19 protein-coding genes are annotated in these 24247 nt (G+C 70.6%); 7 read left to right on the forward strand and 12 right to left on the reverse strand.

Annotated elements, in window-relative coordinates; genetic code table 11:
* Nucleotides 1–52 precede the first annotated feature (52 nt).
* The 6 genes from whiA to uvrA all read right to left on the reverse strand — a co-directional run bounded on the left by whiA (nt 53) and on the right by uvrA (nt 8932).
* Entirely contained in the window at nt 53–1042 is a 990-nt protein-coding gene (gene whiA, locus BFF77_RS17455) for a DNA-binding protein WhiA (protein WP_046495602.1), read from the reverse strand.
* Nucleotides 1033–2067, reverse strand: a complete 1035-nt coding sequence (locus BFF77_RS17460) for a gluconeogenesis factor YvcK family protein (protein WP_066950416.1) — start codon at nt 2065–2067, stop codon at nt 1033–1035. The genes whiA and BFF77_RS17460 overlap by 10 nt, the downstream gene beginning before the upstream one ends.
* Nucleotides 2064–3002: an RNase adapter RapZ gene (rapZ, locus tag BFF77_RS17465; RefSeq protein ID WP_066950418.1), complete on the reverse strand. Its 939-nt coding sequence runs from the start codon at nt 3000–3002 to the stop codon at nt 2064–2066. Before rapZ ends, BFF77_RS17460 begins: the two co-directional genes overlap by 4 nt.
* A complete protein-coding gene (gene uvrC / locus BFF77_RS17470) occupies nt 2995–5190 on the reverse strand; it encodes an excinuclease ABC subunit UvrC (RefSeq protein WP_066950421.1) in 2196 nt (731 codons plus the stop codon). The genes rapZ and uvrC overlap by 8 nt, the downstream gene beginning before the upstream one ends.
* A gap of 72 nt (nt 5191–5262) precedes the next feature.
* On the reverse strand, nt 5263–5691 hold the full coding sequence (locus BFF77_RS17475; RefSeq protein WP_066950424.1) for a Rieske (2Fe-2S) protein: 429 nt from the start codon (nt 5689–5691) through the stop codon (nt 5263–5265).
* 310 nt (nt 5692–6001) lie between these two features.
* The gene (gene uvrA, locus BFF77_RS17480; RefSeq protein WP_066950470.1) at nt 6002–8932 is read right to left on the reverse strand and encodes an excinuclease ABC subunit UvrA; all 2931 of its coding nucleotides are present in this window, start codon (nt 8930–8932) and stop codon (nt 6002–6004) included.
* 259 nt (nt 8933–9191) lie between these two features.
* Here uvrA and BFF77_RS17485 point away from each other — a divergent pair, with 259 nt between their 5' ends.
* Together BFF77_RS17485 and BFF77_RS17490 are read left to right on the forward strand one after the other, a co-directional pair.
* Nucleotides 9192–9878, forward strand: coding sequence for a maleylpyruvate isomerase family mycothiol-dependent enzyme (locus BFF77_RS17485; protein WP_066950427.1), 687 nt, complete (start codon nt 9192–9194; stop codon nt 9876–9878).
* A 10-nt stretch (nt 9879–9888) separates the two neighbouring features.
* Entirely contained in the window at nt 9889–10542 is a 654-nt protein-coding gene (locus BFF77_RS17490; RefSeq protein WP_066950430.1) for an MBL fold metallo-hydrolase, read from the forward strand.
* A gap of 39 nt (nt 10543–10581) precedes the next feature.
* On the opposite strand, the gene BFF77_RS17495 is transcribed toward BFF77_RS17490, so the two are convergent.
* The 5 genes from BFF77_RS17495 to BFF77_RS17515 all read right to left on the reverse strand — a co-directional run bounded on the left by BFF77_RS17495 (nt 10582) and on the right by BFF77_RS17515 (nt 18071).
* Nucleotides 10582–11631: a TerC family protein gene (locus tag BFF77_RS17495; protein ID WP_066950432.1), complete on the reverse strand. Its 1050-nt coding sequence runs from the start codon at nt 11629–11631 to the stop codon at nt 10582–10584.
* Between the two features lie 262 nt (nt 11632–11893).
* Nucleotides 11894–13909, reverse strand: coding sequence for a TerD family protein (locus BFF77_RS17500; RefSeq protein ID WP_066950436.1), 2016 nt, complete (start codon nt 13907–13909; stop codon nt 11894–11896).
* A gap of 249 nt (nt 13910–14158) precedes the next feature.
* Nucleotides 14159–14725: a TerD family protein gene (locus tag BFF77_RS17505; RefSeq protein WP_066950473.1), complete on the reverse strand. Its 567-nt coding sequence runs from the start codon at nt 14723–14725 to the stop codon at nt 14159–14161.
* A 185-nt stretch (nt 14726–14910) separates the two neighbouring features.
* On the reverse strand, nt 14911–17043 hold the full coding sequence (gene uvrB / locus BFF77_RS17510) for an excinuclease ABC subunit UvrB (RefSeq protein ID WP_066950439.1): 2133 nt from the start codon (nt 17041–17043) through the stop codon (nt 14911–14913).
* Between the two features lie 62 nt (nt 17044–17105).
* The gene (locus BFF77_RS17515) at nt 17106–18071 is read right to left on the reverse strand and encodes an MHYT domain-containing protein (RefSeq protein ID WP_079125245.1); all 966 of its coding nucleotides are present in this window, start codon (nt 18069–18071) and stop codon (nt 17106–17108) included.
* Between the two features lie 352 nt (nt 18072–18423).
* Here BFF77_RS17515 and BFF77_RS17520 point away from each other — a divergent pair, with 352 nt between their 5' ends.
* The 5 genes from BFF77_RS17520 to BFF77_RS17540 all read left to right on the forward strand — a co-directional run bounded on the left by BFF77_RS17520 (nt 18424) and on the right by BFF77_RS17540 (nt 23515).
* On the forward strand, nt 18424–19323 hold the full coding sequence (locus BFF77_RS17520; RefSeq protein ID WP_079125247.1) for a glycerophosphodiester phosphodiesterase: 900 nt from the start codon (nt 18424–18426) through the stop codon (nt 19321–19323).
* Between the two features lie 57 nt (nt 19324–19380).
* Entirely contained in the window at nt 19381–19938 is a 558-nt protein-coding gene (locus BFF77_RS17525; RefSeq protein ID WP_425424382.1) for a methylated-DNA--[protein]-cysteine S-methyltransferase, read from the forward strand.
* A 333-nt stretch (nt 19939–20271) separates the two neighbouring features.
* Nucleotides 20272–21501 (forward strand): formaldehyde dehydrogenase, glutathione-independent, encoded by a 1230-nt coding sequence (gene fdhA / locus BFF77_RS17530; protein WP_066950445.1) that lies wholly within the window; start codon nt 20272–20274, stop codon nt 21499–21501.
* Between the two features lie 164 nt (nt 21502–21665).
* Nucleotides 21666–22589 carry a pseudouridine-5'-phosphate glycosidase gene (locus BFF77_RS17535; RefSeq protein ID WP_066950448.1) on the forward strand — a complete coding sequence of 308 codons (924 nt, stop codon included), beginning with the start codon at nt 21666–21668 and terminating at the stop codon, nt 22587–22589.
* Nucleotides 22586–23515, forward strand: a complete 930-nt coding sequence (locus BFF77_RS17540; RefSeq protein WP_245703563.1) for a carbohydrate kinase family protein — start codon at nt 22586–22588, stop codon at nt 23513–23515. Before BFF77_RS17535 ends, BFF77_RS17540 begins: the two co-directional genes overlap by 4 nt.
* A gap of 85 nt (nt 23516–23600) precedes the next feature.
* Here the strand turns inward: BFF77_RS17540 and BFF77_RS17545 are convergent, their stop codons facing one another.
* Nucleotides 23601–24239, reverse strand: a complete 639-nt coding sequence (locus tag BFF77_RS17545) for a nucleoside/nucleotide kinase family protein (RefSeq protein WP_066950451.1) — start codon at nt 24237–24239, stop codon at nt 23601–23603.
* Between the last annotated feature and the right edge of the window lie 8 nt (nt 24240–24247).

Consider the following 24247-nt stretch of genomic DNA (forward strand, 5'->3'; position numbering starts at 1 on the left):
GGGCGAGGGAGCGAACCGCGAACGGGCGGGCGGACGAAGGGGCCGGCCGGACTCAGCCGACGAGACCGTCCGCCAGCTCCTCGCTCAGATTGGACTCCGTACCGGGAATCCCGAGGTCCTGTGCCCGCTTGTCGGCCATGGCCAGCAGCCGGCGGATCCGGCCCGCGACGGCGTCCTTGGTCAGCGGCGGATCGGCGAGCGCGCCCAGCTCCTCCAGGGAGGCCTGCTTGTGCTCCATCCGCAGCCGGCCGGCCGCGGCGAGATGCTCGGGCACCTCCTCGCCGAGGATCTCCAGCGCGCGCTGCACCCGGGCACCGGCGGCGACCGCGGCACGGGCGGAGCGGCGCAGATTCGCGTCGTCGAAGTTGGCGAGCCGGTTGGCCGTGGCCCGGACCTCGCGGCGCATCCGCCGCTCCTCCCAGGCCAGCACCGACTCATGCGCGCCGAGCCGGGTCAGCAGCGCGCCGATCGCGTCCCCGTCCCGTACGACCACCCGGTCCACTCCGCGCACCTCACGGGCCTTGGCGGCGATCTGGAGCCTGCGCGCGGCACCGACGAGCGCGAGGGCGGCCTCGGGACCCGGGCAGGTCACCTCCAGCGAGGAGGAGCGGCCGGGCTCGGTGAGCGAGCCGTGCGCCAGGAACGCGCCGCGCCAGGCGGCCTCCGCGTCACAGGTGGCTCCCGAGACGACCTGCGGCGGCAGTCCCCGGATCGGGCGTCCGCGGCCGTCGACCAGCCCCGTCTGCCGGGCGAGCTGATCACCGCCGGTGATCACCCGTACGACGTAACGGCTGCCGCGGCGCAGTCCGCCGGGGGCCATCACCACCAGCTCCGAGTTGTGCCCGAAGATCTCCAGGATGTCCTTGCGGAGCCGGCGCGCGGCAATGCTGGTGTCCAGCTCCGCCTCGATCACAATCCGGCCGCTCACCAGGTGCAGCCCGCCCGCGAACCGAAGAATCGCCGAGACCTCCGCCTTCCTGCAGCACGTCCGGGTGACGGGGAGGCGGGCGATCTCGTCCTTCACCGCTGGCGTCATCGCCATGGGCCGATCCTTCCATGCATCCGAAAAATACGGTCGTACGCGGCTGCCAACAGCTCCGGATCGTGGACCGGGGAACTGTCGGACGCTGCCACCGGCGCCAGCTCGACCGCGGCACCGAACCGGCCTGCGGCATCGGAGAGTGACTCACGGTCGGGCACGGCGGCCTTGTCGGCCAGCACCACGTCCAGGGCGAGTTTAGGGGCGTGTCGCCCCAAAACCTCCAAATGACGCTGCGGTGAGAAGCCATCGGTTTCACCGGGTTGTGGTGCGAGGTTCAGCGAGAGGACTCTTCGGGCCTTGGTCTCCATGAGCGCGTCGAGCAGCTCCGGCACCAGAAGATGCGGGATCACGGAGGAGAACCAGGAGCCGGGCCCGAGCACCACCCAGTCCGCGTCACGGACCGCGGCGACGGCCTCGGGGACGGCCGGCGGGTCGTGCGGCACGAGATGCACCGACTGCACCTCTCCCGGTGTGAGCGCGACCGTCGCCTGACCACGCACCGTGTTCACCTCGTCGGGGTACGCCGGGTCATGGCCCCGTACGAGCGCCTGCAACTCCAGCGGCACGGCGGACATGGGCAGCACCCTGCCGTGCGCGCCGAGCAGCTTGCCGACCAGGTCCAGGGCCTGGACATGGTCGCCGAGCTGCTCCCAGAGGGCGACGATCAGCAGATTGCCCACCGCGTGCTCATGCAGATCGCCCTGGGACTGGAAGCGGTGCTGGATCACCCGCGCCCAGGTCTGGCCCCAGTCGTCGTCACCGCAGAGCGCCGCCAGCGCCTTGCGCAGATCGCCGGGCGGCAGCACGCCCAGCTCCTCCCTGAGCCGCCCGCTGGAGCCTCCGTCGTCGGCGACGGTGACCACGGCGGTCAGATCCCCCGTGATGCGCCGCAGCGCCGCCAGGGAGGCGGACAGACCCATACCACCGCCGAGTGCGACGACCTTCGGCTGGGCACCGCGTCCGCGCGCCGACAGCGCGGGTGCTCCCCGGCGCAGTCGGCGCATCCGGAAGGTGCGTCCGGTCACTCGCGCCCCATGTCCCGGTGCACGACGACGGTCTCGATCCCGGCGGAGACGAGGCGGGCGGCGACCTTCTCGGACATGGCGACGGAGCGGTGCTTGCCGCCCGTGCAGCCCACCGCGACGGTCACATACCGCTTGCCCTCGCGCCGGTATCCGGCGGCGATGAGCTGGAGCAGTTCGGTGTAGCGGTCGAGGAACTCCTTGGCACCCGGCTGGTTGAAGACATACGCGGACACCTCCTCGTTCAGTCCGGTGAACGGACGCAGCTCCGGCACCCAGTGCGGATTGGGCAGGAAGCGGCAGTCCACCACCAGGTCGGCGTCGACCGGCAGCCCGTACTTGTAGCCGAAGGACATCACGGTCGCCCGCAGCTCCGGCTTCTCGTCCCCGGCGAACTGGGCGTCCATCTTGGCCCGCAGCTCGTGCACGTTGAGGCTGGAGGTGTCGATCACCAGATCGGCGTCGCCGCGCAGCTCGCGCAGCAGATCGCGCTCGGCCTCGATGCCGTCCACGATCCGGCCGTCCCCCTGGAGCGGGTGCGGACGCCGTACGGACTCGAAGCGGCGGACCAGCGCCTCGTCGGAGGACTCCAGGAAGACGATCCGCCGGGTGACCTCCTTGGCGTCGAGGTCGGCGAGGGATTCGCGGAGATTGTCGAAGAACCGTCTGCCGCGGACATCCACGACCACGGCGATCCGTGCCACATTGCCCTGCGAGCGCGCGCCCAGCTCCACCATGGTGGGGATCAGCGCGGGCGGCAGGTTGTCCACCACGAACCAGCCGAGGTCCTCCAGGCATTTGGCGGCGGTGCTGCGGCCGGCGCCCGACATTCCGGAGATGATCACCAGCTCGGGAATGGCCGCCTCGGCGGTGTCACCTGCCTCGCTGGTGGTGCCCGTACTCACGTGCTCCGCTCCGTCCCGGTCGTGCTCAGTCATGCGTACTGCCCCCGTCGTCTTCCATGATCTCTCCTGTTGCCGTGTTCACGGCGGGTGCCGCCGGGGCCGCCTTGGCGAGGGCCACGACGACGGACTCGGCCGTCTTGCGGCCCAGGCCCGGTACCTCGCAGATCTGGTCGATTGTCGCCTGCCGCAGCCGCTTCACCGAGCCGAAATGCTTGATGAGCGCCTGTTTGCGGGACTCGCCGAGGCCGGGGACCTCGTCCAGCGGGCTGGTCCTGACGCGCTTGGCGCGCTTGGTCCGCTGATAGGTGATGGCGAAGCGGTGGGCCTCGTCCCGCACGCGCTGGAGAAGATAGAGGCCCTCGCTGGAGCGTGGCAGGACGACCGGGTCGTCGTCGCCGGGCAGCCAGACCTCTTCGAGGCGCTTGGCGAGCCCGCAGACGGCGACATCGTCGATACCGAGCTCGTCGAGGGCCCGCTTGGCCGCCGCGACCTGGGGCTGTCCGCCGTCGACCACGAGGAGCTGGGGCGGGTAGGCGAAGCGCCGGGGCCTGCCGTCGTCGTCGGAGCGGGCGGGAACCTCATGGGGCTCGTGGGTCCCATAGGTCTCACGCGCGGCGTCCGGGGGTCCGTACGCGGCGAGCGCGGAGCCGTCCGGGGCCGGGGCGTCCGCTCCGGGGGCCGGAGCGTCCGGAGCGGGACTGGGGGCCGAGAGATCCGTCCCGGGGGCCGCGGGGGCGCCGCCGGAGCCGCTCCCGGTCCCGTTCCCGGGGGACTCGGTTCCGGCTCCTGGGGGCTCCTCCTCGGCCCACTCCCCCGTACGCGTCTTCTCCGCCAGATAGCGCTTGAACCGGCGGCTGATCACCTCGTGCATCGACCGGACGTCGTCCTGGCCCTCGAAGGTCTTGATCTGGAAGCGGCGGTACTCGCTCTTGCGCGCGAGTCCGTCCTCGAAGACCACCATGGACGCCACCACGTCGTCGCCCTGGAGATGCGAGATGTCGAAGCACTCGATACGCAGCGGCGCGCTGTCCAGGTCCAGGGCCTCCGCGATCTCCTCCAGGGCGCGGGAGCGGGTGGTCAGATCGCTGGCGCGCTTGGTCTTGTGCAGGACGAGCGCCTGCTGCGCGTTACGGCCGACCATCTCCATCAGGTCCTTCTTGTCGCCGCGCTGCGGGATCCGCAGCGAGACCTGGGCGCCACGGCGCTCGCTGAGCCACTGCGTGACGGCGTCCGTCTCCTCCGGCAGGGCCGGAACGAGGACCTCCTTGGGCACGGAGTCGCCGCTCTCCTCCCCGTAGAGCTGCTGGAGCGCGTGCTCGACCAGGCCCGCCGTGTCCACGGCCTCGACCTTGTCGGTGACCCAGCCGCGCTGGCCGCGGACCCGGCCGCCCCGGACATGGAAGATCTGTACGGCCGCTTCGAGTTCGTCCTCGGCGACCGCGATCAGATCGGCGTCGGTGGCATCGGCGAGCACGACGGCGTTCTTCTCCATCGCGCGGCGCAGGGCGCCTATGTCGTCCCGGAGCCGGGCGGCCCTCTCGTACTCCATCTCCTCGGCGGCGGCCGTCATCTGCCGCTCCAGGCGGCGGATGTACGTACCGGTGCGGCCGGCCATGAAGTCGCAGAACTCCTCGGCCAGTTCACGGTGCTCCTCGGCGGTGACCCGGCCGACGCAGGGCGCCGAGCACTTGCCGATGTAGCCGAGGAGGCAGGGCCGGCCGGTGCGCTCGGCGTTCCTGAACACGCCCGCGGAGCACGTCCGTACGGGGAACACACGGAGCATCAGATCGACGGTCTCGCGGATGGCCCAGGCGTGTCCGTACGGTCCGAAGTAGCGCACGCCCTTCTTCTTGGCACCGCGCATGACCTGGACGCGCGGGTACTTCTCATTGAGCGTCACCGCGAGCGAGGGATAGCTCTTGTCGTCGCGGTACTTGACGTTGAAGCGGGGGTCGAACTCCTTGATCCAGGAGTATTCGAGCTGGAGCGCCTCGACCTCGGTGGAGACGACGGTCCACTCGACGGAGGCGGCCGTGGTGACCATGGAACGGGTGCGCGGATGCAGGCTCGCCAGGTCCTGGAAGTAGTTGGCGAGCCGCTGACGCAGGCTTTTCGCCTTTCCGACGTAGATCACCCGGTGGTGGTCGTCGCGGAACTTGTAGACCCCCGGCGAGTCGGGGATCTGTCCCGGCTTGGGGCGGTAGCTGGAGGGGTCGGCCATGCCGTCCACCCTACTGTCGGCCAAGGACAGTGTGGCGGCGCCGGGGTGCGGGACCGGCCCGGCCGGCGGCCCTCAGGCCCGGGGACCGGCGATGAGCCTGCCGCCCTCCGCCGTGACCGGGACCTCCGGCAGCGGTACGGTCGCCGGGCCGTGGATCGCCTCGCCGGTGGTGACGTCGAACCTGCTGCCGTGGCACGGGCAGTCACCCACCGTGCCCTCCAGCTTCTCCAGGAGACAGCCGGCGTGGGTGCACTGGGCACTGAACGCCTTGTACTCGCCGCGTGCCGGGCAGCTCACCACAAGACGCTGCTCACGGAAGAGCTTGGCACCGCCGACCGGGATGTCGTCCGCCGCGCCGAGCTCGACGGCCGCGGTGGGCGTGGGGTTCTGCGCGTGCCCGAGCTTCGACTCGGTGGAACACCCGGCCAGCCCCGCCCCGGCCGCCCCGGCGAGCGCGACGCCCTTCAGTACGGTACGACGCTGCGCGGACGGGCCGTTCATGGTGTCTCCACTGGTCAGGTTTACGAGTGCCACTCCCGACGATACCGACCGCTTCCGGACCGGCGGCGGGCGACGGCTCGGCGGAGGGCGGGTACGCCCCCGGCAAGGCCGCCCGAGGCCCCTGGGCCGTGCGGGCCCGGGGGCCGTGCCCACGGGCCCGGTCGCGGCGGCGTGGCGGCCGGGCCGGACACGGCCCCCCCGGGGGGCGTGTCCGGGGCCCGCCTCGGGGTCCGCCGGGGGCGGGACGGCAGACCGCCGGACCCGCTGGGCGCGGGCCGCGGGGCCTGTCCGGCGTCCGGCGTCGGTGGTGTCAGGCTCGGCCGGAGGCCGCGGTCGCCTTCTTCGGAGCCGTCTTCCTCCGCGCCGTCTTCTTCGGCGGCTCCGCGTCGCTGATCCGCTCCGGGTCCAGGATCTCGCGCAGGAACTTGCCCGTGTGGCTGGCCGGGATGCCCGCCACCTGCTCCGGCGTGCCTTCCGCGACCACCAGGCCGCCGGCGTTGCCGCCCTCGGGCCCCATGTCGATCACCCAGTCCGCGGTCTTGATGACATCCAGGTTGTGCTCGATGACGATCACCGAGTTGCCCTTCTCGACCAGACCGGACAGCACCGTGATCAGCTTGCTGATGTCCTCGAAGTGCAGACCGGTCGTGGGCTCGTCCAGGACATACACCGTACGGCCCGTCGAGCGCTTCTGGAGCTCGCTGGACAGCTTCACGCGCTGCGCCTCGCCGCCCGAGAGCGTCGGGGCGGACTGGCCGAGCCGCACATAGCCGAGACCGACCTCGTTGAGCGTCTTGAGGTGGCGCGAGATCGTCGGGACGGCCTCGAAGAAGTCCAGGGCCTCCTCGATCGGCATGTCCAGCACCTCGGCGATGGACTTGCCCTTGTAGTGGACCTCCAGCGTCTCGCGGTTGTACCGGGCCCCGTGGCAGACCTCGCACGGCACATAGACGTCCGGCAGGAAGTTCATCTCGATCTTGATCGTGCCGTCACCGGAGCAGTTCTCGCACCGGCCTCCCTTGACGTTGAAGGAGAAGCGTCCGGGCAGATAGCCGCGCACCTTCGCCTCCATCGTCTCCGCGAAGAGCTTGCGGACATGGTCGAAGACACCGGTGTACGTGGCCGGGTTGGACCGGGGTGTACGGCCGATGGGCGACTGGTCGACATGGACCACCTTGTCGACCAGATCGTCCCCGTCGACCCGGGTGTGCCGGCCCGGCACCGACTTCGCGCCGTTCAGCTCGCGCGCGAGATGCGTGTACAGGATGTCGTTGACCAGCGTCGACTTGCCCGAGCCCGAGACACCGGTGACGGCCGTGAAGACTCCCAGTGGGAACGACACGTCGATGTCCCGCAGATTGTTCTCCCGCGCGCCGTGCACGGTGAGCCTGCGCTCTGGATCGACGGGCCTGCGGATGTCCGGCGTCGGGATGGACCTCTTGCCCGCCAGATACTGGCCGGTCATCGACTCCTTGTTGGCCAGCAGTCCCTTCAACGGCCCGGAGTGCACCACCCTGCCGCCGTGCTCACCCGCGCCGGGGCCGATGTCGACCACCCAGTCGGCCACCTTGATGGTGTCCTCGTCGTGCTCCACGACGATCAGTGTGTTGCCCATGTCCCGGAGCCGGACCAGGGTCTCGATCAGCCGGTGGTTGTCCCGCTGGTGCAGACCGATGGACGGCTCGTCCAGCACGTAGAGCACTCCGACCAGGCCCGAGCCGATCTGTGTCGCCAGCCGGATCCGCTGGGCCTCGCCGCCGGAGAGCGTGCCCGCCGCGCGGTTCAGCGAGAGATAGTCCAGCCCGACGTCGACCAGGAACTTCAGCCGTTCGTTGACCTCCTTGAGCACCCGCTCGGCGATCTTCCTGTCCCGGGCGTCCAGCTTGAGCTCGCCGAGGAACTCCGCGCAGTCGCTGATCGAGAGAGCCGAGACCTCGGCGATGGACTTGTCCATGACCGTGACCGCGAGAACGATCGGCTTGAGCCGTGTGCCCTCGCAGGTCGGGCACGGCACCTCACGCATGTAGCCCTCGAAGCGCTCCCTGCTGGAGTCGCTCTCGGCCTCGCCGTGCCGCCGCTTGACGAAGGAGACGGCTCCCTCGAAGGCGGGCGTGGTGTAGGCGCGCTCACGGCCGTACCTGTTCCGGTAGCGGACCTCGACCTGGGTCTTGTGGCCGTACAGCAGGGCCTTCTTGGCCCGCTGCGGCAGCCCGGCCCACGGAATGTCCGTACGGAAGCCGAGGGCCTGCGCGAGCCCGCCGATCAGCCGGCCGAAGTACTCCCGGGTGTGGCCGTGCGACCACGGGTGGATCGCGCCCTCGTCCAGCGACCTCTCCTCGTCGGGGACGATCAGCTCCGGATCGACCTCCATCCGCGTACCGATACCGGTGCAGTCGGGGCAGGCGCCGAACGGCGAGTTGAAGGAGAAGGAGCGGGGCTCCAGTTCCTCGAAGGAGAGATCGTCGTACGGGCAGTAGAGATGCTCCGAGTACATCCGCTCGCGCTCCGGATCGTCCTCGGGGAGGTCCACGAAGTCGAGCACGACCATGCCGCCGGAGAGCGCGAGCGCGGTCTCCACCGAGTCGGTCAGCCGGCGCTTGGCGCCGTCCTTCACCGTGAGGCGGTCGATCACCACCTCGATGGTGTGCTTCTCCTGCTTCTTCAGCGTGGGCGGCTCGCTGAGCTGGATCGTCTGTCCGTCGACCCTGGCCCGGCTGTATCCCTTGGTCTGGAGATCGGCGAAGAGATCGACGAACTCGCCCTTGCGCTCGCGCACCAGTGGCGAGAGGACCTGAAAACGGCTGCCCTCGGGCAGCTCCAGCACCCGGTCCACGATGGCCTGCGGCGACTGCCGGGAGATCGGCCGCCGGCACTCGGGACAGTGCGGCTTGCCGATCCTCGCGAAGAGCAGCCGGAGATAGTCGTAGACCTCGGTGATCGTGCCGACCGTCGAGCGCGGATTGCGCGAGGTCGACTTCTGGTCGATGGAGACGGCCGGGGAGAGCCCTTCGATGAAGTCGACGTCCGGCTTGTCCATCTGGCCGAGGAACTGCCGGGCGTACGAGGACAGCGACTCCACGTACCGGCGCTGTCCCTCGGCGAAGATCGTGTCGAACGCGAGGGAGGACTTGCCCGACCCGGAGAGCCCGGTGAAGACGATGAGGGAGTCACGGGGGAGGTCGAGCGACACGTTCTTGAGATTGTGCTCGCGCGCGCCACGGACGATGAGACGGTCGGCCACGCCGGTCCGCACCTTTCTGGGGGAAACAGGGGCGGAGCCTCCGTTCTCGGACTACGGAGGTCGCCAGAGCGATTGATTGCCAAGCGATGGACTGCCCCGCACGGAAGCGCCGGGCTCGGATGTGCCTGCATGCGTTGTCCCCGCATGCGTTGTGCCTACATGCCAGGATGCCTCCCCTGAGCCTATAGCACGTGCATTCGATTAACGGAGCCCCTGCACCGCCTTCACCCGATCGAGTGGCACGGCTATCGTCGGCGCCATGATCGACCATGTGCGGGACCTGGGATCTGTACGCGAAGCGACCGAGCTGCTCCTCACCGCGGCCGGCGCACTGGACAACGCGGCGCTCGCCGCGCCGTCACGCCTTCCCGGCTGGAGCCGGGGCCATGTGCTGGCCCATCTCGCCCGGAACGCGGACGCCCTGGTCAATGTTCTGGAAGGGCGGCCCATGTACGAGGACGCCGCTTCCCGCGAGTCGGACATCGAGCGGGACGCGTCACGCGCCCTCGACGTACAGCTCGCCGATGTACGTAACACCGCCGAGCGGTTCCAGCATTCCGCGGCCGTGCCCGCCGACTGGTCCCGGGTCGTCGTGCTGCGCAACGGCGTCACGGATGTGGTGGCCCGCCTTCCGTTCCGCCGGCTGGTCGAGGTGGAACTGCACCATGTCGATCTGGGGCTCGGCCGCGAGCTGGAGGATCTGTCCGAGGAGTTCACCGCACGCGAGATCGACTTCCTCACCGAGCGGTTCTCCGGGAACGCGGCGGTCCCGCCGATGACCCTGAAGGCGATCGACGGACGCACCTGGCGCACCGGCCGTACGGAGGGCATCCCTCAGCCCGTCACCGGCCCCGCCGCCGATCTGATGGGCTGGCTCGCCGGGCGCCGCGACGGCGCGGCACTGGACTTCCCGGCCGGCTCCCTGCCCGTACTGCCCCCGCTATAGGCTGATCCGTATGACGTACAGCGGAGCGGTGAAGGTCGGCGGACCGGCGGACGTGCATGAACTGCCCGCCCTGATGATCTCCAAGGTCGCCGTCGGGCCGATGGAGAACAACGCCTATCTGCTGCGCTGCCGGGCCACCGGTGAGCAGCTGCTGATCGACGCGGCCAATGACGCCGCGACCTTGCTGACCCTGATCGGTGACGACGGCATCGCGGCCGTCGTCACCACACACCGGCACGGCGACCACTGGCAGGCGCTCGCCGAGGTCGTGGCGGCCACCGGTGCCCGCACCTACGCGGGCCGGTACGACGCCGAGGGCATCCCCGTGCCGACCGATGTGCCGGTCGAGGACGGCGACACCGTCACCGTCGGCGAGATCCGTCTCACCGCACTGCGTCTGGTGGGACACACGCCCGGCTCGATCGCGCTGGTCTACGACGACCCGCACGGCCATCCGCATGTCTTCACCGGCGACTGCCTCTTTCCCGGCGGCCCCGGGCGCACCACGACTCCGGCGGAGTTCACCAGTCTGATGGACGGCCTCGAAGCCAAGATCTTCGACACCCTGCCCGACGAGACCTGGATCTACCCGGGCCACGGGAACGACACCACGCTGGGCGCCGAGCGCCCGCAGCTCACGGCCTGGCGCGCCCGCGGCTGGTGACCGCCGGGACGCGCCTCACCCCTCGCCGATCGGGCGGGATCAGGACCGGGCCCGGACGCTGTCCTTGCTGCCCGCGTCGCCCTCGCTGTCCGAACCGCCCGCGTCGGCCTTGCCGTCGCTCCCGGCCCCGGCCGAAGCCTCGCGCTCCGCCTGCTTCCTGGAGGCGATCAGGCTGGTGATCGTGGTGACGATCAGGACACCGCAGATGACCGCCAGCGAGACCGGGATGGAGATCTCGGGGACATGCACCCCGCTCTCGTGCAGCGCGTGCAGCACCAGCTTGACCCCGATGAAGCCCAGGATGACCGACAGCCCGTAGCTGAGGTGCACCAGCTTCTTGAGCAGGCCGCCTATGAGGAAGTACAGCTGCCGCAGCCCCATCAGGGCGAAGGCGTTGGCGGTGAACACGATGTACGGGTCCTGGGTCAGACCGAAGATCGCGGGGATGGAGTCCAGCGCGAAGAGCACATCGGTGGTGCCGATGGCCAGCATGACCACCATCAGCGGAGTCAGGACCCGCTTGCCGTTGTTCCGTATGAAGAGCTTTGTGCCGTGATACCTGTCGGCGACGCCGAACCGCTTCTCGATGGACTTGAGCAGGCGGTTCTCCTCGAACTCCTCTTCCTCCTCGTCGGAGCGCGCCTCCTGGACGAGCTTCCAGGCGGTGTAGATCAGGAACGCGCCGAAGATGAAGAACACCCACGAGAAGCTCGCGATGATCGCGGCGCCCGCCGCGATGAAGACCGCGCGCAGGACCAGGGCGATCAGCACACCGATCAGCAGCACCCGCTGCTGGAGATGTGACGGCACCGAGAACTTCGCCATGATCAGGACGAAGACGAAGAGATTGTCGACACTGAGCGACTTCTCGGTGATGAAGCCCGCGAAGAACTCGCCGGACGCCTGGCCCGTGCCGAAGACCATCAGCCCGAGGCCGAAGAGCGCGGCGAGGGCGACCCAGACGACCGTCCAGATCCCGGCTTCCTTCATCGACACGTCGTGCGGCTTGCGCCCGATGAGAAAGTCCACTGCGATCAGGGCGGACAGACCGAGAACGGTCAGCACCCACAGGGTCATGGAAACGTCCACTGTGCCTCCGGCTTCGTACGGCTACTGATCAGCGTCGTCGCTGCCGGAGGTCTCCTCCACCCGTGCGGCACCCGCCGCTCCCGGGCCGACGCCCCGGGACCGATGGCGGTCCGTATTGACGGGTACGTCGCGAGATGGGAGTACTCCCCTCCGCTCCAAGAAACAGTACAGGAAAGACCAAGGAAAGGTAAAGAGAGAGGCAAAGGAAGTGGAAGTGTGCTGGTCAGCCGCGTGCGCGCCGTCGTACGCCGGTGTGCGCCGGTCAGCGGCGCCAGGAGCGACGGGCGAGGGCGACCTGCTCCAGGACCTGGAAGAGCACCCGGCTGCCGGGGGGCACGGTGGGAGGCTCGTACGTCCAGGCGTGACCGACCCAGGGATCGGCGAGATGGTCGTCGGGGACCGGAGTGATCCGGAGCAGGGACCGCCAGAGCGGATCCAGCACCGGTCCGTACGCGCCCGCGTCCTCTCGGTCCGCGACCATCAGCAGATGCACGCCGACCGCCGGGCCCTCGTCGGCGAGATAGCGCAGCTGGGTCACCGCGCGGTCGTCGAAGCCGTGCGGGAAGTCGTTGACGATCAGCAGCTGCTCGGCGGTGTCCAGACCGGGCGGCAGCGACTCGGTGGCACCGCCGCGCACCGCCATCTGCACCAGATCCACCCGCTCGGTGAGCTTCGCGAGGACGGCGGACACTCCCGCGGCACCGGCGGCGGGCTCACCGGCGAGTGCGCCGGAGGCGGTCAGCGGGGCCAGCGAGCGGGCCGCGGAACCGGCCGGGTCGATGACATGGACCGTGAACTCACCGGGCGGATAGACGGCGAGCAGCCGCCCGGCATGGGCGACTGCGGTGTCCACGGCGAGACCGCGGAGCTGGGCCTCGTCCATCATCAGGGCGGCCTCGGAGCCGGACCGCCCGCTGTCGACCCACAGCCCGCGCTCGAGCGGCAGCCGCACCAGCATCGGGATCCGCAGGTCCGGGTGCTCGGGCAGATGGACATCGCCGAGGCGCAGCGCCATCGGGATCTCCATCGGTACGCGGTACGCGTGCCAGACGGGGTTGTCCCAGCGGGCGTAGGCGGCCGGCAGAGCGGGCTCGACGACCTCGGACTCGGCGACGAGCTGGGCGAGATCGCGGTCGAGGACCTCACGGGCCTGGGTGGCGAGCTGGTCGTGCTTGACGCGGGCCGCCTCCCGCGCCGCCTCGCCCGCGCCGCCGATGCGGTGACGCGGATCGGACAGGACGCGGTCGAGCTCCTGGTCGAGCCGGGACTCGGCGAAGTCGATCGCGCTGCGGTAGGCGGCGACCGCGCGGGCCAGGTCCTCGAACATTCCCCAGACCTGGTTGTAGAGCCGTTCGTCCATGGACCAGCCCGTGGCGTCGCCCGCGACAGGGCGGGGCTGCCGGCCCGGCTCGGCGGGCGGCGCGACCGGGGGCGGCGTGGGAGGCGCGGAGATCCGGCGCCCGGGATGCGTGTAGTTGACCGCGCCTCCGGCGCCACCGGTGGCGGCCGTACCGCCCGTGCCCCCGGAAGCCGCCGCCCCACCGGCCGCCGCCGTCCCGCCGGTGGCGGCCGGGCCGGTCTGGGGGACGGTGGAGCCGCCCTGGGTGACCGGTCCCGCCGGTCCCGTCTGGGCAACCGGACCCGGTGTGGCCGAGGAGGACAGGCCGTCGGACCTGACCCGTACGCCGTCCTGGGCACCGGGCAGCGGGATCTGCACCGTGCTCGCCAGATGGCGGGCGACCGCCTCCTGGATACCGCCGGCGAAGGCCCGGGCCTGCGGCAGACCGTGGTCGCCGAACAGCTCGGCGAGCCCTCCCGCGTATCCCTGGCCGACGGCCCGGACCTTCCAGGCGCCCTGGCGGCGGTAGAGCTCCAGGGCGACGACGGCGGACTCGGACTCCAGACCGGTGAGGGTGAAGCTGGCGACCTCGGTGCCGTCGGTGGAGGTGACGGCGGCGAACGGGGCCGCGGTGGCGCCGAACCGGTCCGGTCCGCCGACACCTTCGGGCAGGGCGAGCAGCACATGCACGAGATGCGCCTGCTCGGGCACGGCTTCCAGATCGATGTGGAAGCGCAGCCCGGCGGCGGCCTGGCGGGAGACCTCGATACCGGGGAGCGTGGGCGAGCCGGGGTGGGCGACCCACTCGGTGCCGCGCACCGTGCCCCGCTCGTCGCCGAGCGTGGCGCAGGCCATGACCGGTGCGGCGGCCGTCACCCGGATCTCCAGGCGGGTGTGGGGCAAGGGATGGTTCTGCCCCCGGACCAGCTCGGCCGTCATCGCCTCTGTCCCCTCGTCGGTTGCGCGTCGTTGTCCGGCCGTGGGCTCGACGATGAGCTCGGCCACGGGTGATCGGGTGGTGCTGTGCGGGTGGTGCCGTACGGGTCCACGGCAGCCGCGCAGCTCCCGGCAACCTGGCTTCCGGGAGCTGCGCGTACCGGCGAAACACCATGTCGTACGGGTGCGTTCACCGTGGTGCGGACGTCGTGCCGATGACGTCGTCGTGCGTGTCGTCGTCCTTCGGCGTACTCAGAGATGCGGCAGGATCGCCGGCATCAGGTCCTGGAACGTACGGCCGTTGGCCGGGTTGCCGAGGGCCGTCATCTGCCAGCCCGCGCCCGCGCGGTGCACCTTCGCCATGATCTGCGCGGTGTACTGGCCACCGCCGTCCAGCGTGTAGCGCGCCAGCTCCTGGCCGTTGGTCTCGTCGACGATGCGGCAGAAGGCGTTCTGGACCTCCTGGAACGTCTGGCCGGTAAACGAGTTCACCGTGAAGACGATCTGGTCGATATGGACCGGGACCCGCTGGAGGTCGACCAGGATCGCCTCGTCGTCGCCGCCCTGTCCCGCGCCGCCGACCAGATTGTCGCCGGTGTGCCGCACCGAGCCGTCATCGCTGACGAGATGACGGAAGAAGACCACGTCGACCGGCTGCTTGTCGGCGAAGAGCACCGCCGACGCGTCCAGGTCGATCTCACGCGTGCGCGAGCCGAACAGACCCCGGCGCGGCGCGGCCTGCCAGCCCAGCCCCATACGGACCGCGGTCAGCGTGCCGCCGCCCTTCTTCTCCAGGCTGATGGCCTGTCCCTTGGTCAGATTGACGCCAGGACCCCCGGGCGCACTGCCCTTGGATACGTCCACCACGCGCTGTCCCCTCTCGAATGGTTCCCCCGCAACCGTCCGTGTGCGGTTGCGCAGAACCCTACGCAGTCCCGCGGGCGGTGCAGGAGGCTTGGACCGTTTTTGTGTCGGTCTTGCAACACACCAGGTGTTCGGGGGTGTCAGGCCAGCCCCGCCTCCCTCATCTGCCGCAATTCCTTCTTCAGTTCACTCACTTCGTCGCGCAGCCGGGCGGCCACCTCGAACTGGAGCTCGGCCGCCGCCGCCCGCATACGGTCGGTCATCTCCTCGATGATTCCGGCCAGTTCGGCGGCGGGACGGTCGGAGACCACGGCGGTCTTCGCGCCCGCGCCCTTGGCCGCCCTGGCGGTCTTCGTACCGAGTGTGGGCACGGCGGCCTTGGCCGACCGGCCGTCCTTGGACTGCCGGTAGCCCGTGCCGAGCAGCGCCTCGGTGTCGACCTCCTCGCGCGCGATGGTCGCGACGATGTCGTTGATCTTCTTGCGCAGCGGCTGGGGATCGATACCGCGCTCGGTGTTGTACGCGATCTGCTTCTCGCGGCGGCGGTTGGTCTCGTCGATGGCCTTCTCCATCGCCGGAGTGATCTTGTCCGCGTACATATGGACCTGGCCGGAGACATTTCGCGCGGCCCGGCCGATGGTCTGGATCAGCGAGGTGCCCGAGCGCAGGAAGCCCTCCTTGTCGGCGTCGAGGATCGCCACCAGCGAGACCTCGGGAAGGTCGAGGCCCTCACGGAGCAGGTTGATGCCGACGAGGACGTCGTACTCCCCGGAGCGCAGCTCGCGCAGCAGCTCGACCCGGCGCAGGGTGTCCACATCGCTGTGCAGATACCGCACCTGGATACCCAGCTCCAGGAAGTAGTCGGTGAGATCCTCGGCCATCTTCTTGGTGAGCGTGGTGACCAGGACACGCTCGTCCTTCGCGGTCCGCTCGCGGATCTCGTGCACCAGGTCGTCGATCTGGCCCTCGGTGGGCTTGACGACGACCTCCGGGTCGATCAGCCCGGTGGGCCGGATGATCTGCTCCACGAACCCGTCGGAACGGGACAGCTCGTAGGCGCCGGGCGTGGCGGAGAGATACACGGTCTGGTCGATCCGCTTCTGGAACTCCTCCCACTTCAGCGGGCGGTTGTCGAGCGCGGACGGCAGCCGGAACCCGTGCTCGACCAGGGTCCGCTTGCGGGACGCGTCGCCCTCGTACATCGCGCCGATCTGCGGGACCGTGACATGCGACTCGTCGATGACCAGCAGGAAGTCCTCGGGGAAGTAGTCGATGAGGGTGTTGGGCGCGGTGCCGGGCGCGCGGTCGTCGAAGTGCATCGAGTAATTCTCGATCCCGGAGCAGGAACCGATCTGCCGCATCATCTCGATGTCGTACGTCGTGCGCATGCGCAGCCGCTGGGACTCCAGGAGCTTGCCCTGCTTGTCCAGCTCGGCCAGGCGCTCCTCCAGCTCCCGCTCGATGCCGTTGACCGCCTTCTCCATGCGCTCGGGGCCGGCCACGTAGTGGCTCGCGGGGAAGACGTACAGCTCGCGGTCGTCGCTGATGACCTCGCCGGTGAGCGGATGCAGCGTGGAGAGCGCCTCGATCTCGTCGCCGAACATCTCGATACGGACGGCCAGCTCCTCGTAGACCGGGAAGATCTCGATGGTGTCGCCCCGGACCCGGAAGGTGCCGCGCGCGAACGCGACGTCGTTGCGCGCGTACTGCATGTCCACGAAGCGGCGCAGGAGCTGGTCCCGGTCGATCTCGGCGCCGACCTTCAGCGGCACCATCCGGTCCACGTACTCCTGGGGCGTGCCGAGGCCGTAGATGCAGGAGACCGAGGCGACCACGATCACATCGCGGCGGGTCAGCAGCGAGTTGGTCGCGGAGTGGCGCAGCCGCTCGACCTCCTCGTTGATCGAGGAGTCCTTCTCGATGTAGGTGTCCGACTGCGGGACGTACGCCTCGGGCTGGTAGTAGTCGTAGTACGAGACGAAGTACTCGACGGCGTTGTTGGGCAGCAGCTCGCGGAACTCGTTGGCGAGCTGGGCGGCGAGCGTCTTGTTCGGCGCCATCACCAGGGTGGGGCGCTGGAGCCTCTCGATCATCCAGGCGGTCGTCGCCGACTTTCCCGTGCCGGTCGCGCCGAGCAGGACGACATCCTTCTCACCGGCGCGGACACGCCGTTCGAGATCGGCGATGGCCGTCGGCTGATCGCCGCTGGGCTGGTAGGGACTGACGACCTCGAAGGGCGCCACCGTACGTTCGATGCTGGAAACGGGCCGCATGGAACCACCGTACGACCACCCACTGACAGCCGGGCGCCGGGCGGCGCCGGATCACCGGCCTGTCACCAGTCGTGCAGGTCCTGCGGGCCGCTGCGCGGCGCCCTGGCGGCCGCACGGCCGGCCGCCTCACGGCGGTCCCGGTCCGTGCGGAGCCGGGTCCGCTGCGCGGGCACGCCGCCCAGCCTGCGGGACCCGCACAGACCGCGCGCCGCCCCCGCGGACCGGGCCGGCCGGGCGGACCGGGCCGGCCGGGCGGACCGGCCGTGGCCGCCCCCGCGGTCCGCGTCCCGGCCGCGACCGCCCGTCACCAGCAGCGGATCGAGGAACAGCACCACGCCCGCCAGCAGCAGGAACACCGCCGGGCCGACCAGCATCGGCGCGAGCAGCGCGGTGGCCGGCGCGCCGCCCGGCGCGGTGGCGGTCCCGTCGAGATGGACCTCGACCCCGGCCATCGCGGTGAAGTGCATTCCGGTCGACGCGACGCCCAGCACCAGACTGGCGCCCAGACTGGCCAGAAATCCCCGGTGCGTGACGATCACCCAGAGCCCGGCCACGGACGCGGCGACGGCGATCAGCACGGAGAGCGCGACCGTCCCGGTGTCGTAGGTGACCTGCCCGTGCAGCCGTACACCGGCCATGCCGAGGTAGTGCATGGTGGCGATGCCGAGGCCGGTGACCGTACCGCCGGTGACCAGGGCCATCGGGGTCGAGCCGCGGTATCCCACTATGAAGATCCCGATCCCGGTCATGACGATGCCGACGGCGAGGCTGGCGAAGGTCGTGGGCCGGTCGTAGCCGATCGGCGCCTCGCTGACGGCGAAGCCCATCATGCCGATGAAGTGCATCGTCCAGACGCCGGAGCCGATCGAGGCCGCGCCCAGCGCCAGTCCGCCGGGTTTCCAGGACCGCCGGGCGCGCAGGGATCTGGCGGTGCAGCGCAGGCCGAGTGCCGCCCCGAGACAGGCCATGAGAAAGGCCGCCACGGGAGTGACGAGGCCATAGCTGAATCCTTCGACGGTGCCCTGCATACGGTGTGCCCTTCGCCCCTCGGCTCCATGTACGGAAGCGCTGGTTCGGGGCGAGAGTAGGACGGCCGGGCCGGTAATCAAACAGGCACCGGCCGATTTGTCGATATGAAGCCGATATGAAGCCGACATGCGGCGACACGGAGCGGCACGGCCTCGCGGTCCGGTATGCCTGCCTCGGGGTGTGGCTTCATGTTGTGGTCAACCTTCGCCCGTTCTCCGTTGGCCGGAGGCTGCCACCCTCGGGGCCGACTGTCTTCCCGCGACACGAGGAGTCCATGTGTACGCGCGCACTTCGGCGGCGACGCGCACCTCGTCGACCACGGCCACCGCGCTGCTGGGAGTCACCGCGCTGATGCTGCCGGGCGCCGCCACGGCCTCCGCCGGTCCGGCCGAGGCCGGCGTCACGACCGCCACCGCGACGGCACCCGCCACCGCCGCTTCGGCCGACGCCACCGCCACCGCTGCCGCGCCCAGGGTCGGCGGCCCGCTCGTCATCGCGCACCGCGGTGCCTCCGCCTACGCGCCGGAGAACACCCTCGCGGCCGTCGACCGGGCCGGTGACCTGGGCGTCGACTGGGTGGAGAACGACGTGCAGCGCACCAGGGACGGTGCGCTGGTCGTGATCCACGACGACACCCTCCGGCGGACCACGGACGTGGAGACGGTCTTTCCCGACCGGGCGCCGTGGAAGGTCAAGGACTTCACCGCCGCCGAGATCGCGCGGCTCGACGCGGGAAGCTGGTTCGGCGCGCGCTGGGCGGGCGAGCGCGTCCCGACGCTGAAGCAGTTCCTGCACACCGTCGACGCCAACCGCCAGAAGCTGCTCCTGGAGATCAAGGGCCCCGAGCAGTACCCGGGCATCGAGAAGGACATCCTGCGGGTGCTCCGCCAGGAGGGCTGGCTGGACCGTGCCCATGTCGAGGAGAAGCTGGTCATCCAGAGTTTCAGCGCGGAGAGCGTCCGTGCGGTGCACCGGCGGCACCCCGGGATCACGACGGGCTTCCTGGGGACGCCGGCGGCGGCCGAGCTGCCCACGTACGCCGCCTTCACGGACCAGATCAATCCGTCGCACACCTCGCTGACCGCCGGCTACGTGGCCGCGGTGCACCGGCTGAAGGGCCCGCACGGCAAGCCGCTCGCGGTCAGTACGTGGACGGTCAACGACGCGGCGGGCGCGGTGCGGGTCAGGGACCTCGGCGTGGACGGGATCATCACCGACAGCCCGGACGTGGTGCGGGACGCGGTGGGCTGACGGCGGCTGCCCGTGGGCCGGGACCCGTTGTCAGTGGCGGCCCTTACGGTGGTCCCCATGAACACCCGCGTGAACACCTACGGGCAGCCCTCGCTGGAGTGGACCGTCGTGGGCAGCGACATCGGGCCGCTGCTGCTGGCCGCGACAGGCCGCGGCCTGGTGAGCGTGGTCTTCCACGCCGACGTGCCGGTACGCAGGAGGGCGCTGAGACAGCTCGGGGAGCGGTTCGGCGTCGAGCCGGTCGAATCGTCGTCGGGTCTGCTGGCCGAGGCGATACGGGAGCTGTCGGCGTATTTCGCGGGCGAGCTGCGGGAGTTCGGGCTGCCGCTGGACTGGTCGCTCTCCGGGGGCTTCAACCGGCAGGTGCTGCGCGAGCTGGCGACGGGCGTGGCGTACGGAGCCGTGGTGGGGTACGGCGAGCTGGCGCGCAGGGTGGGCCAGCCGGGCGCGGCCCAGGCGGTCGGTGTGGCGATGGGCTCCAATCCGCTGCCGGTGGTGGTGCCGTGTCACCGGGTGGTGGAGAGCGACGGCGGGCTCGGCGGTTTCGGCGGCGGGCTGGAGACCAAGCGACAGTTGCTGGCCCTGGAGGGTGTGCTCCCGGCGCCGCTGTTCTGAGCCCGGCCGACGCGGTTCCGAGCCGGACCGGGTCCCGAGCCCGAACAGGAAGGCGACGGCGGGCGGCGGGACAGCGAAAGGGCGAAGATTATACCGCTTTGCAGTCACTTGTCCGCTTTCCTTGCCGGGCTTAGGCTGATTTGTGGAGCACCACCGCGCGTACAGCCCGGCGGATACCGTGCGAGGCGCAGTACGTCCGGCCCCGCCGACCGGGCGGATTTCCGTGTCCGCACACCCCGTGGCCGGACCGCCCGAGCGGTAGCGGACTCCATGACCCGCGCACAGGCCGAGTCATCCGCTGGACAAGCAGAACCGAAGGGACGGCGAGTCAGCATGAGCGGAGGAAACAGGGCGGTCGCATACATCAAGCCCGGTGAGGTGGAGGTCAGGGAAACCGACTACCCGGTGCTCGAACTTCGCGACGGGCCGGGAGTGGCTCCCGCCAATGTCGGCCGCAAGTGCCGGCACGGAGTCATCCTCAAGGTCCTCGCCACCAACATATGCGGCAGCGACCAGCACATGGTACGAGGCCGTACGACGGCTCCCGAAGGTCTGATCCTCGGTCACGAGATCACCGGCGAGGTCATCGAGAAGGGACCCGACGTCGAGTTCATCGACACCGGTGACATCGTCTCGGTGCCCTTCAACATCGCCTGCGGGCGCTGCCGGAACTGCAAGGAGCGCAAGACCGGAATCTGCCTGAACGTCAATCCGGCCCGTCCGGGCGCGGCATACGGCTATGTCGACATGGGCGGCTGGGTCGGCGGCCAGGCGGAGTACGTCATGGTGCCGTACGCGGACTTCAACCTGCTCAAGTTCCCCGACCGGGACGCGGCCCGCGAGAAGCTCCTCGATCTGACGATGCTCTCGGACATCTTCCCGACCGGTTTCCACGGTGCCGTGACCGCGGGCACGGAGGTCGGCTCCACGGTGTACGTCGCGGGCGCGGGACCGGTCGGTCTGGCGGCGGCGGCCTCGGCGCAGCTCCTCGGCGCGTCGGTCGTCATCGTCGGCGACCTCAACACCCAACGGCTGGACCAGGCACGCAGCTTCGGCTGCGAGACCGTCGATCTGACGCTGGGTACGCTGGAGGACCACATAGCCCAGATCCTGGGCGTGCCGGAGGTGGACGCGGCGGTCGACGCGGTCGGCTTCGAGGCACGCGCCTACGGCAAGGACACCGACGAGGCACCGGCGACCGTCCTGAACTCCCTGATGAGCGTCGTCAGGGCGGGCGGCAAGCTGGGTATCCCCGGGCTGTACGTCACCGAGGACCCGCGCGGTGTCGACCAGGACGCCAAGTCCGGCACGCTGAAGGTACGGCTGGGACTCGGCTGGGCGAAGAGCCATGAGTTCACGACCGGTCAGTGCCCGGTGATGAAGTACCACCGAGGCCTGTCGGAAGCGATCCTGCACAACAAGGTGCACATCGCGAAGGCGGTCAACGCCACGGTGATCTCGCTGGACGACGCGACGCGCGGATACGCGGAGTTCGACCAGGGCGCGAGCCGCAAGTATGTGTTCAATCCGCATGGCGCGCTGGACGGGGTGAAGGCCGCCTGACGTCACACCGCTGAGGTCGCACGTCCGGATCCGCCCGTCCCCTGCGGACGCGAATCCGGACACGGATCGCCGACCGGCCTTCCCGCCGGCCGGCGGTCCCGTACCGGGTCCACGATTGCGGGGCCGACGTTTGCGCGGGCCCCGGACGTGCCATGGATGGGTACATGCCAGACATCACATCGCAGCACTCCCCCGAGGTACGCGAGGCGCTCGCCGCGGGCCGTCCCGTGGTCGCCCTGGAGTCGACGATCATCGCGCACGGACTGCCGCGCCCGCGCAATCTGGCGGTCGCGGAGGAGCTGGAGGCGCTGGTGCGGTCGGGCGGCGCCGTGCCCGCGACCGTGGCCGTGCTGGACGGCGTGCCTCATGTGGGCCTGGTCAAGGACCAGTTGGAGCGGGTCGCCCAGGACACGTCCGTACGGAAGCTGGGCCACCGCGATCTGGCACCGGCGATCGCGACGGGCGCGAGCGGCGCGACGACCGTGTCCGCCACCGCCTTTCTCGCCGCGAGAGCCGGGATCGGTGTCTTCGCGACGGGCGGTCTGGGCGGAGTCCACCGCGGCTGGACCGAGACCCAGGACGAGTCGGCCGATCTGGCGCTGCTGGCCAGGACCCGGATCACGGTCGTCTGCGCGGGGGTCAAATCGATCCTGGACGTCCCGGCGACGCTCCAGCGGCTGGAGACGCTGGGCGTCGGCGTCCTGGGCTACGGGACGGAACGTTTCCCCGGCTTCTATCTGGCCTCTTCCGGCGAGCCCGTGGACTGGACGGTCCATTCGCCCGAGGAGGTCGCGGCCGTGATGCGCGCGCAGGACGCGCTGGGCGGGCCCGGGTCGGCGCTGATCGTCGCCAACCCCGTACCGGAGGCGGAACAGCTCGATCCGGTGCTGCACGACCGGGTGCTCGCGGAGGCGCTCACCGAGTGTCATGAGCGCGGGATCGGCGGTCAGGCCGTCACCCCGTTCCTGCTGGACCATCTCATGCGGCAGACCGGTGGCGCCTCGCTGGAGGCCAATCTGGCGGCGGTACGCGGCAACGTACGGCTCGCGGCCCGGATCGCCGTGGCACGGATCGCCTCGGCCCGGTGAGGCCCGGCGTTCCGCCCGCAGGCGGCGCGCTGCTGGTGGTCGGGGACGTGGTGACCGATGTGGTGGCGCGGTACCGCACGCCTCTCGCGCACGGTACGGACACCGCCGCCGAGATCCGTACGCTGCCCGGCGGCGCCGGGGCCAACGCGGCCTGCTGGGCCGCCCACAGCGGCTGCGCGGACGTACGGCTGCTGGCGCGGGTCGGCGCGGACGCCCATGAGTGGCACGCCGAGCGGCTGCGGCGGGCAGGGGTACGGGCACATCTCGTCGTCGACGACAAGGTGCCGACCGCCACGGTGATATGCCTGGTCGACGCCTCCGCCGAGCGCACACTCCTCACCGACAGCGGCGCGACCCTGCGGCTGTCCGCCGCCGACTGGTCGCCGTCCCTCCTGGACGGGATCGGACGCCTGCATCTCTCCGGCTATCTCTTCTTCACCGAGGTGAGCCGGCGGCTCGCCGCCCTCGCGACGGCGTCGGCGCTGGAACGGCAGATTCCGGTGAGCGTCGATCCCGCCTCGGCCGGCTTCATCGAGGAACTGGGCGCGGACCGGTTCCTGGCGGCGGTCGAGGGCGTGGAGACACTGCTGCCCAACATCGACGAGGCCAGGCTGCTGACCGGTCTGACGGATCCGGCGGACGCCGCCGCCGAACTGAGCCGACGGGTGCCGGTGGCGGTGGTCACGCTGGGCGGGGACGGCGCCCTGGTGGCGGAGGCGGGCGCCGTCCGCCACCAGGTACCGCCCGTCCCGGCGTGTGCGGTGGACTCGACCGGAGCGGGCGACGCCTTCACCGGCGCGTTCCTGGCCGCGCGGCTGACGGGCGCGGACCTCCCGCGTGCCACCGCCGCGGGCTGCCGGGCGGGAGCACGCGCGGTGGCGACGGTGGGCGGACGGCCGCCGGACGCACCGTGGCCACGGCCGTAGGCAGCGTACGGGGCAGGACGCGCGAAAGGCCGGTACGTCCGTACGTCCGTACGATCGTGGCGCCCGCTCGCCGGTCGGCCGTCCGTCAGCCCGCCCCGCCCCACGCCGGATGCCGGGAATCGTCGGCCCGTACGACCACATCGGCGACCGCGGCCGGGTCCACCTCGTCCTCGTACCGCGCGAAGGCGGGCAGCGTCCAGAGTTCGCCCGCGTCGGTACGGCGCCGGAGCGCGCCCGGCGAGAGCCGCAGATGCACCGTGAGGTCGAACGGGAACCAGTGGCCCAGCAGCAGCGGCCCGTGCAGCACCAGCACCCCGCCGGGCGCGAGTTGACGGTGCGGGCTGCGTGTCGCCCGGTCGGTGGCCGGGTCCCAGAGGTCGGGCAGGACCCGCCCGCTGCCACCCGGCTCCAGTGGTCCGAACACCTCGCGCCAGAGGGCACCGGTGTCGAACCAGCCGCTGTAGTACGCGTCGGGGTCCTCGCGTCCGTACTCGTACCGCAGCGAGGCCGGACGCAGAAAACCGGCGGTCCCGACGACCAGCACCGACCGGCCGCGTATCCGCAGCGCCTCGGCGAGCGCCTCGGCCGGCCCGGCGGTCCCGGCGGCAGGCGCTCCGTCGAGGGCCACACGCAGCCAGGGAGCGCCGTCCGCCGGGGCCGTCCGAAGGATCCGCTCGGCGAGGGCCTCGGTCAGCCGGTCCCAGGTGATCGCTTCGAGTCGCACCCGTTCAT

The sequence above is a fragment of the Streptomyces lushanensis genome, from assembly GCF_001700515.1.
Taxonomy (GTDB): domain Bacteria; phylum Actinomycetota; class Actinomycetes; order Streptomycetales; family Streptomycetaceae; genus Streptomyces; species Streptomyces lushanensis.

Excerpts from the sequence above, each read along its gene's own strand:
- whiA (WP_046495602.1), bottom strand. The coding sequence starts at position 1,042 with ATGGCGATGACGCCAGCGGTGAAGGACGAGATCGCCCGCCTCCCCGTC.
- rapZ (WP_066950418.1), bottom strand. The coding sequence starts at position 3,002 with ATGACTGAGCACGACCGGGACGGAGCGGAGCACGTGAGTACGGGCACC.
- uvrC (WP_066950421.1), bottom strand. The coding sequence starts at position 5,190 with ATGGCCGACCCCTCCAGCTACCGCCCCAAGCCGGGACAGATCCCCGAC.
- BFF77_RS17475 (WP_066950424.1), bottom strand. The coding sequence starts at position 5,691 with ATGAACGGCCCGTCCGCGCAGCGTCGTACCGTACTGAAGGGCGTCGCG.
- BFF77_RS17485 (WP_066950427.1), top strand. The coding sequence starts at position 9,192 with ATGATCGACCATGTGCGGGACCTGGGATCTGTACGCGAAGCGACCGAG.
- BFF77_RS17490 (WP_066950430.1), top strand. The coding sequence starts at position 9,889 with ATGACGTACAGCGGAGCGGTGAAGGTCGGCGGACCGGCGGACGTGCAT.
- BFF77_RS17500 (WP_066950436.1), bottom strand. The coding sequence starts at position 13,909 with ATGACGGCCGAGCTGGTCCGGGGGCAGAACCATCCCTTGCCCCACACC.
- uvrB (WP_066950439.1), bottom strand. The coding sequence starts at position 17,043 with ATGCGGCCCGTTTCCAGCATCGAACGTACGGTGGCGCCCTTCGAGGTC.
- BFF77_RS17515 (WP_079125245.1), bottom strand. The coding sequence starts at position 18,071 with ATGCAGGGCACCGTCGAAGGATTCAGCTATGGCCTCGTCACTCCCGTG.
- BFF77_RS17520 (WP_079125247.1), top strand. The coding sequence starts at position 18,424 with ATGCTGCCGGGCGCCGCCACGGCCTCCGCCGGTCCGGCCGAGGCCGGC.
- BFF77_RS17525 (WP_425424382.1), top strand. The coding sequence starts at position 19,381 with ATGAACACCCGCGTGAACACCTACGGGCAGCCCTCGCTGGAGTGGACC.
- fdhA (WP_066950445.1), top strand. The coding sequence starts at position 20,272 with ATGAGCGGAGGAAACAGGGCGGTCGCATACATCAAGCCCGGTGAGGTG.
- BFF77_RS17535 (WP_066950448.1), top strand. The coding sequence starts at position 21,666 with ATGCCAGACATCACATCGCAGCACTCCCCCGAGGTACGCGAGGCGCTC.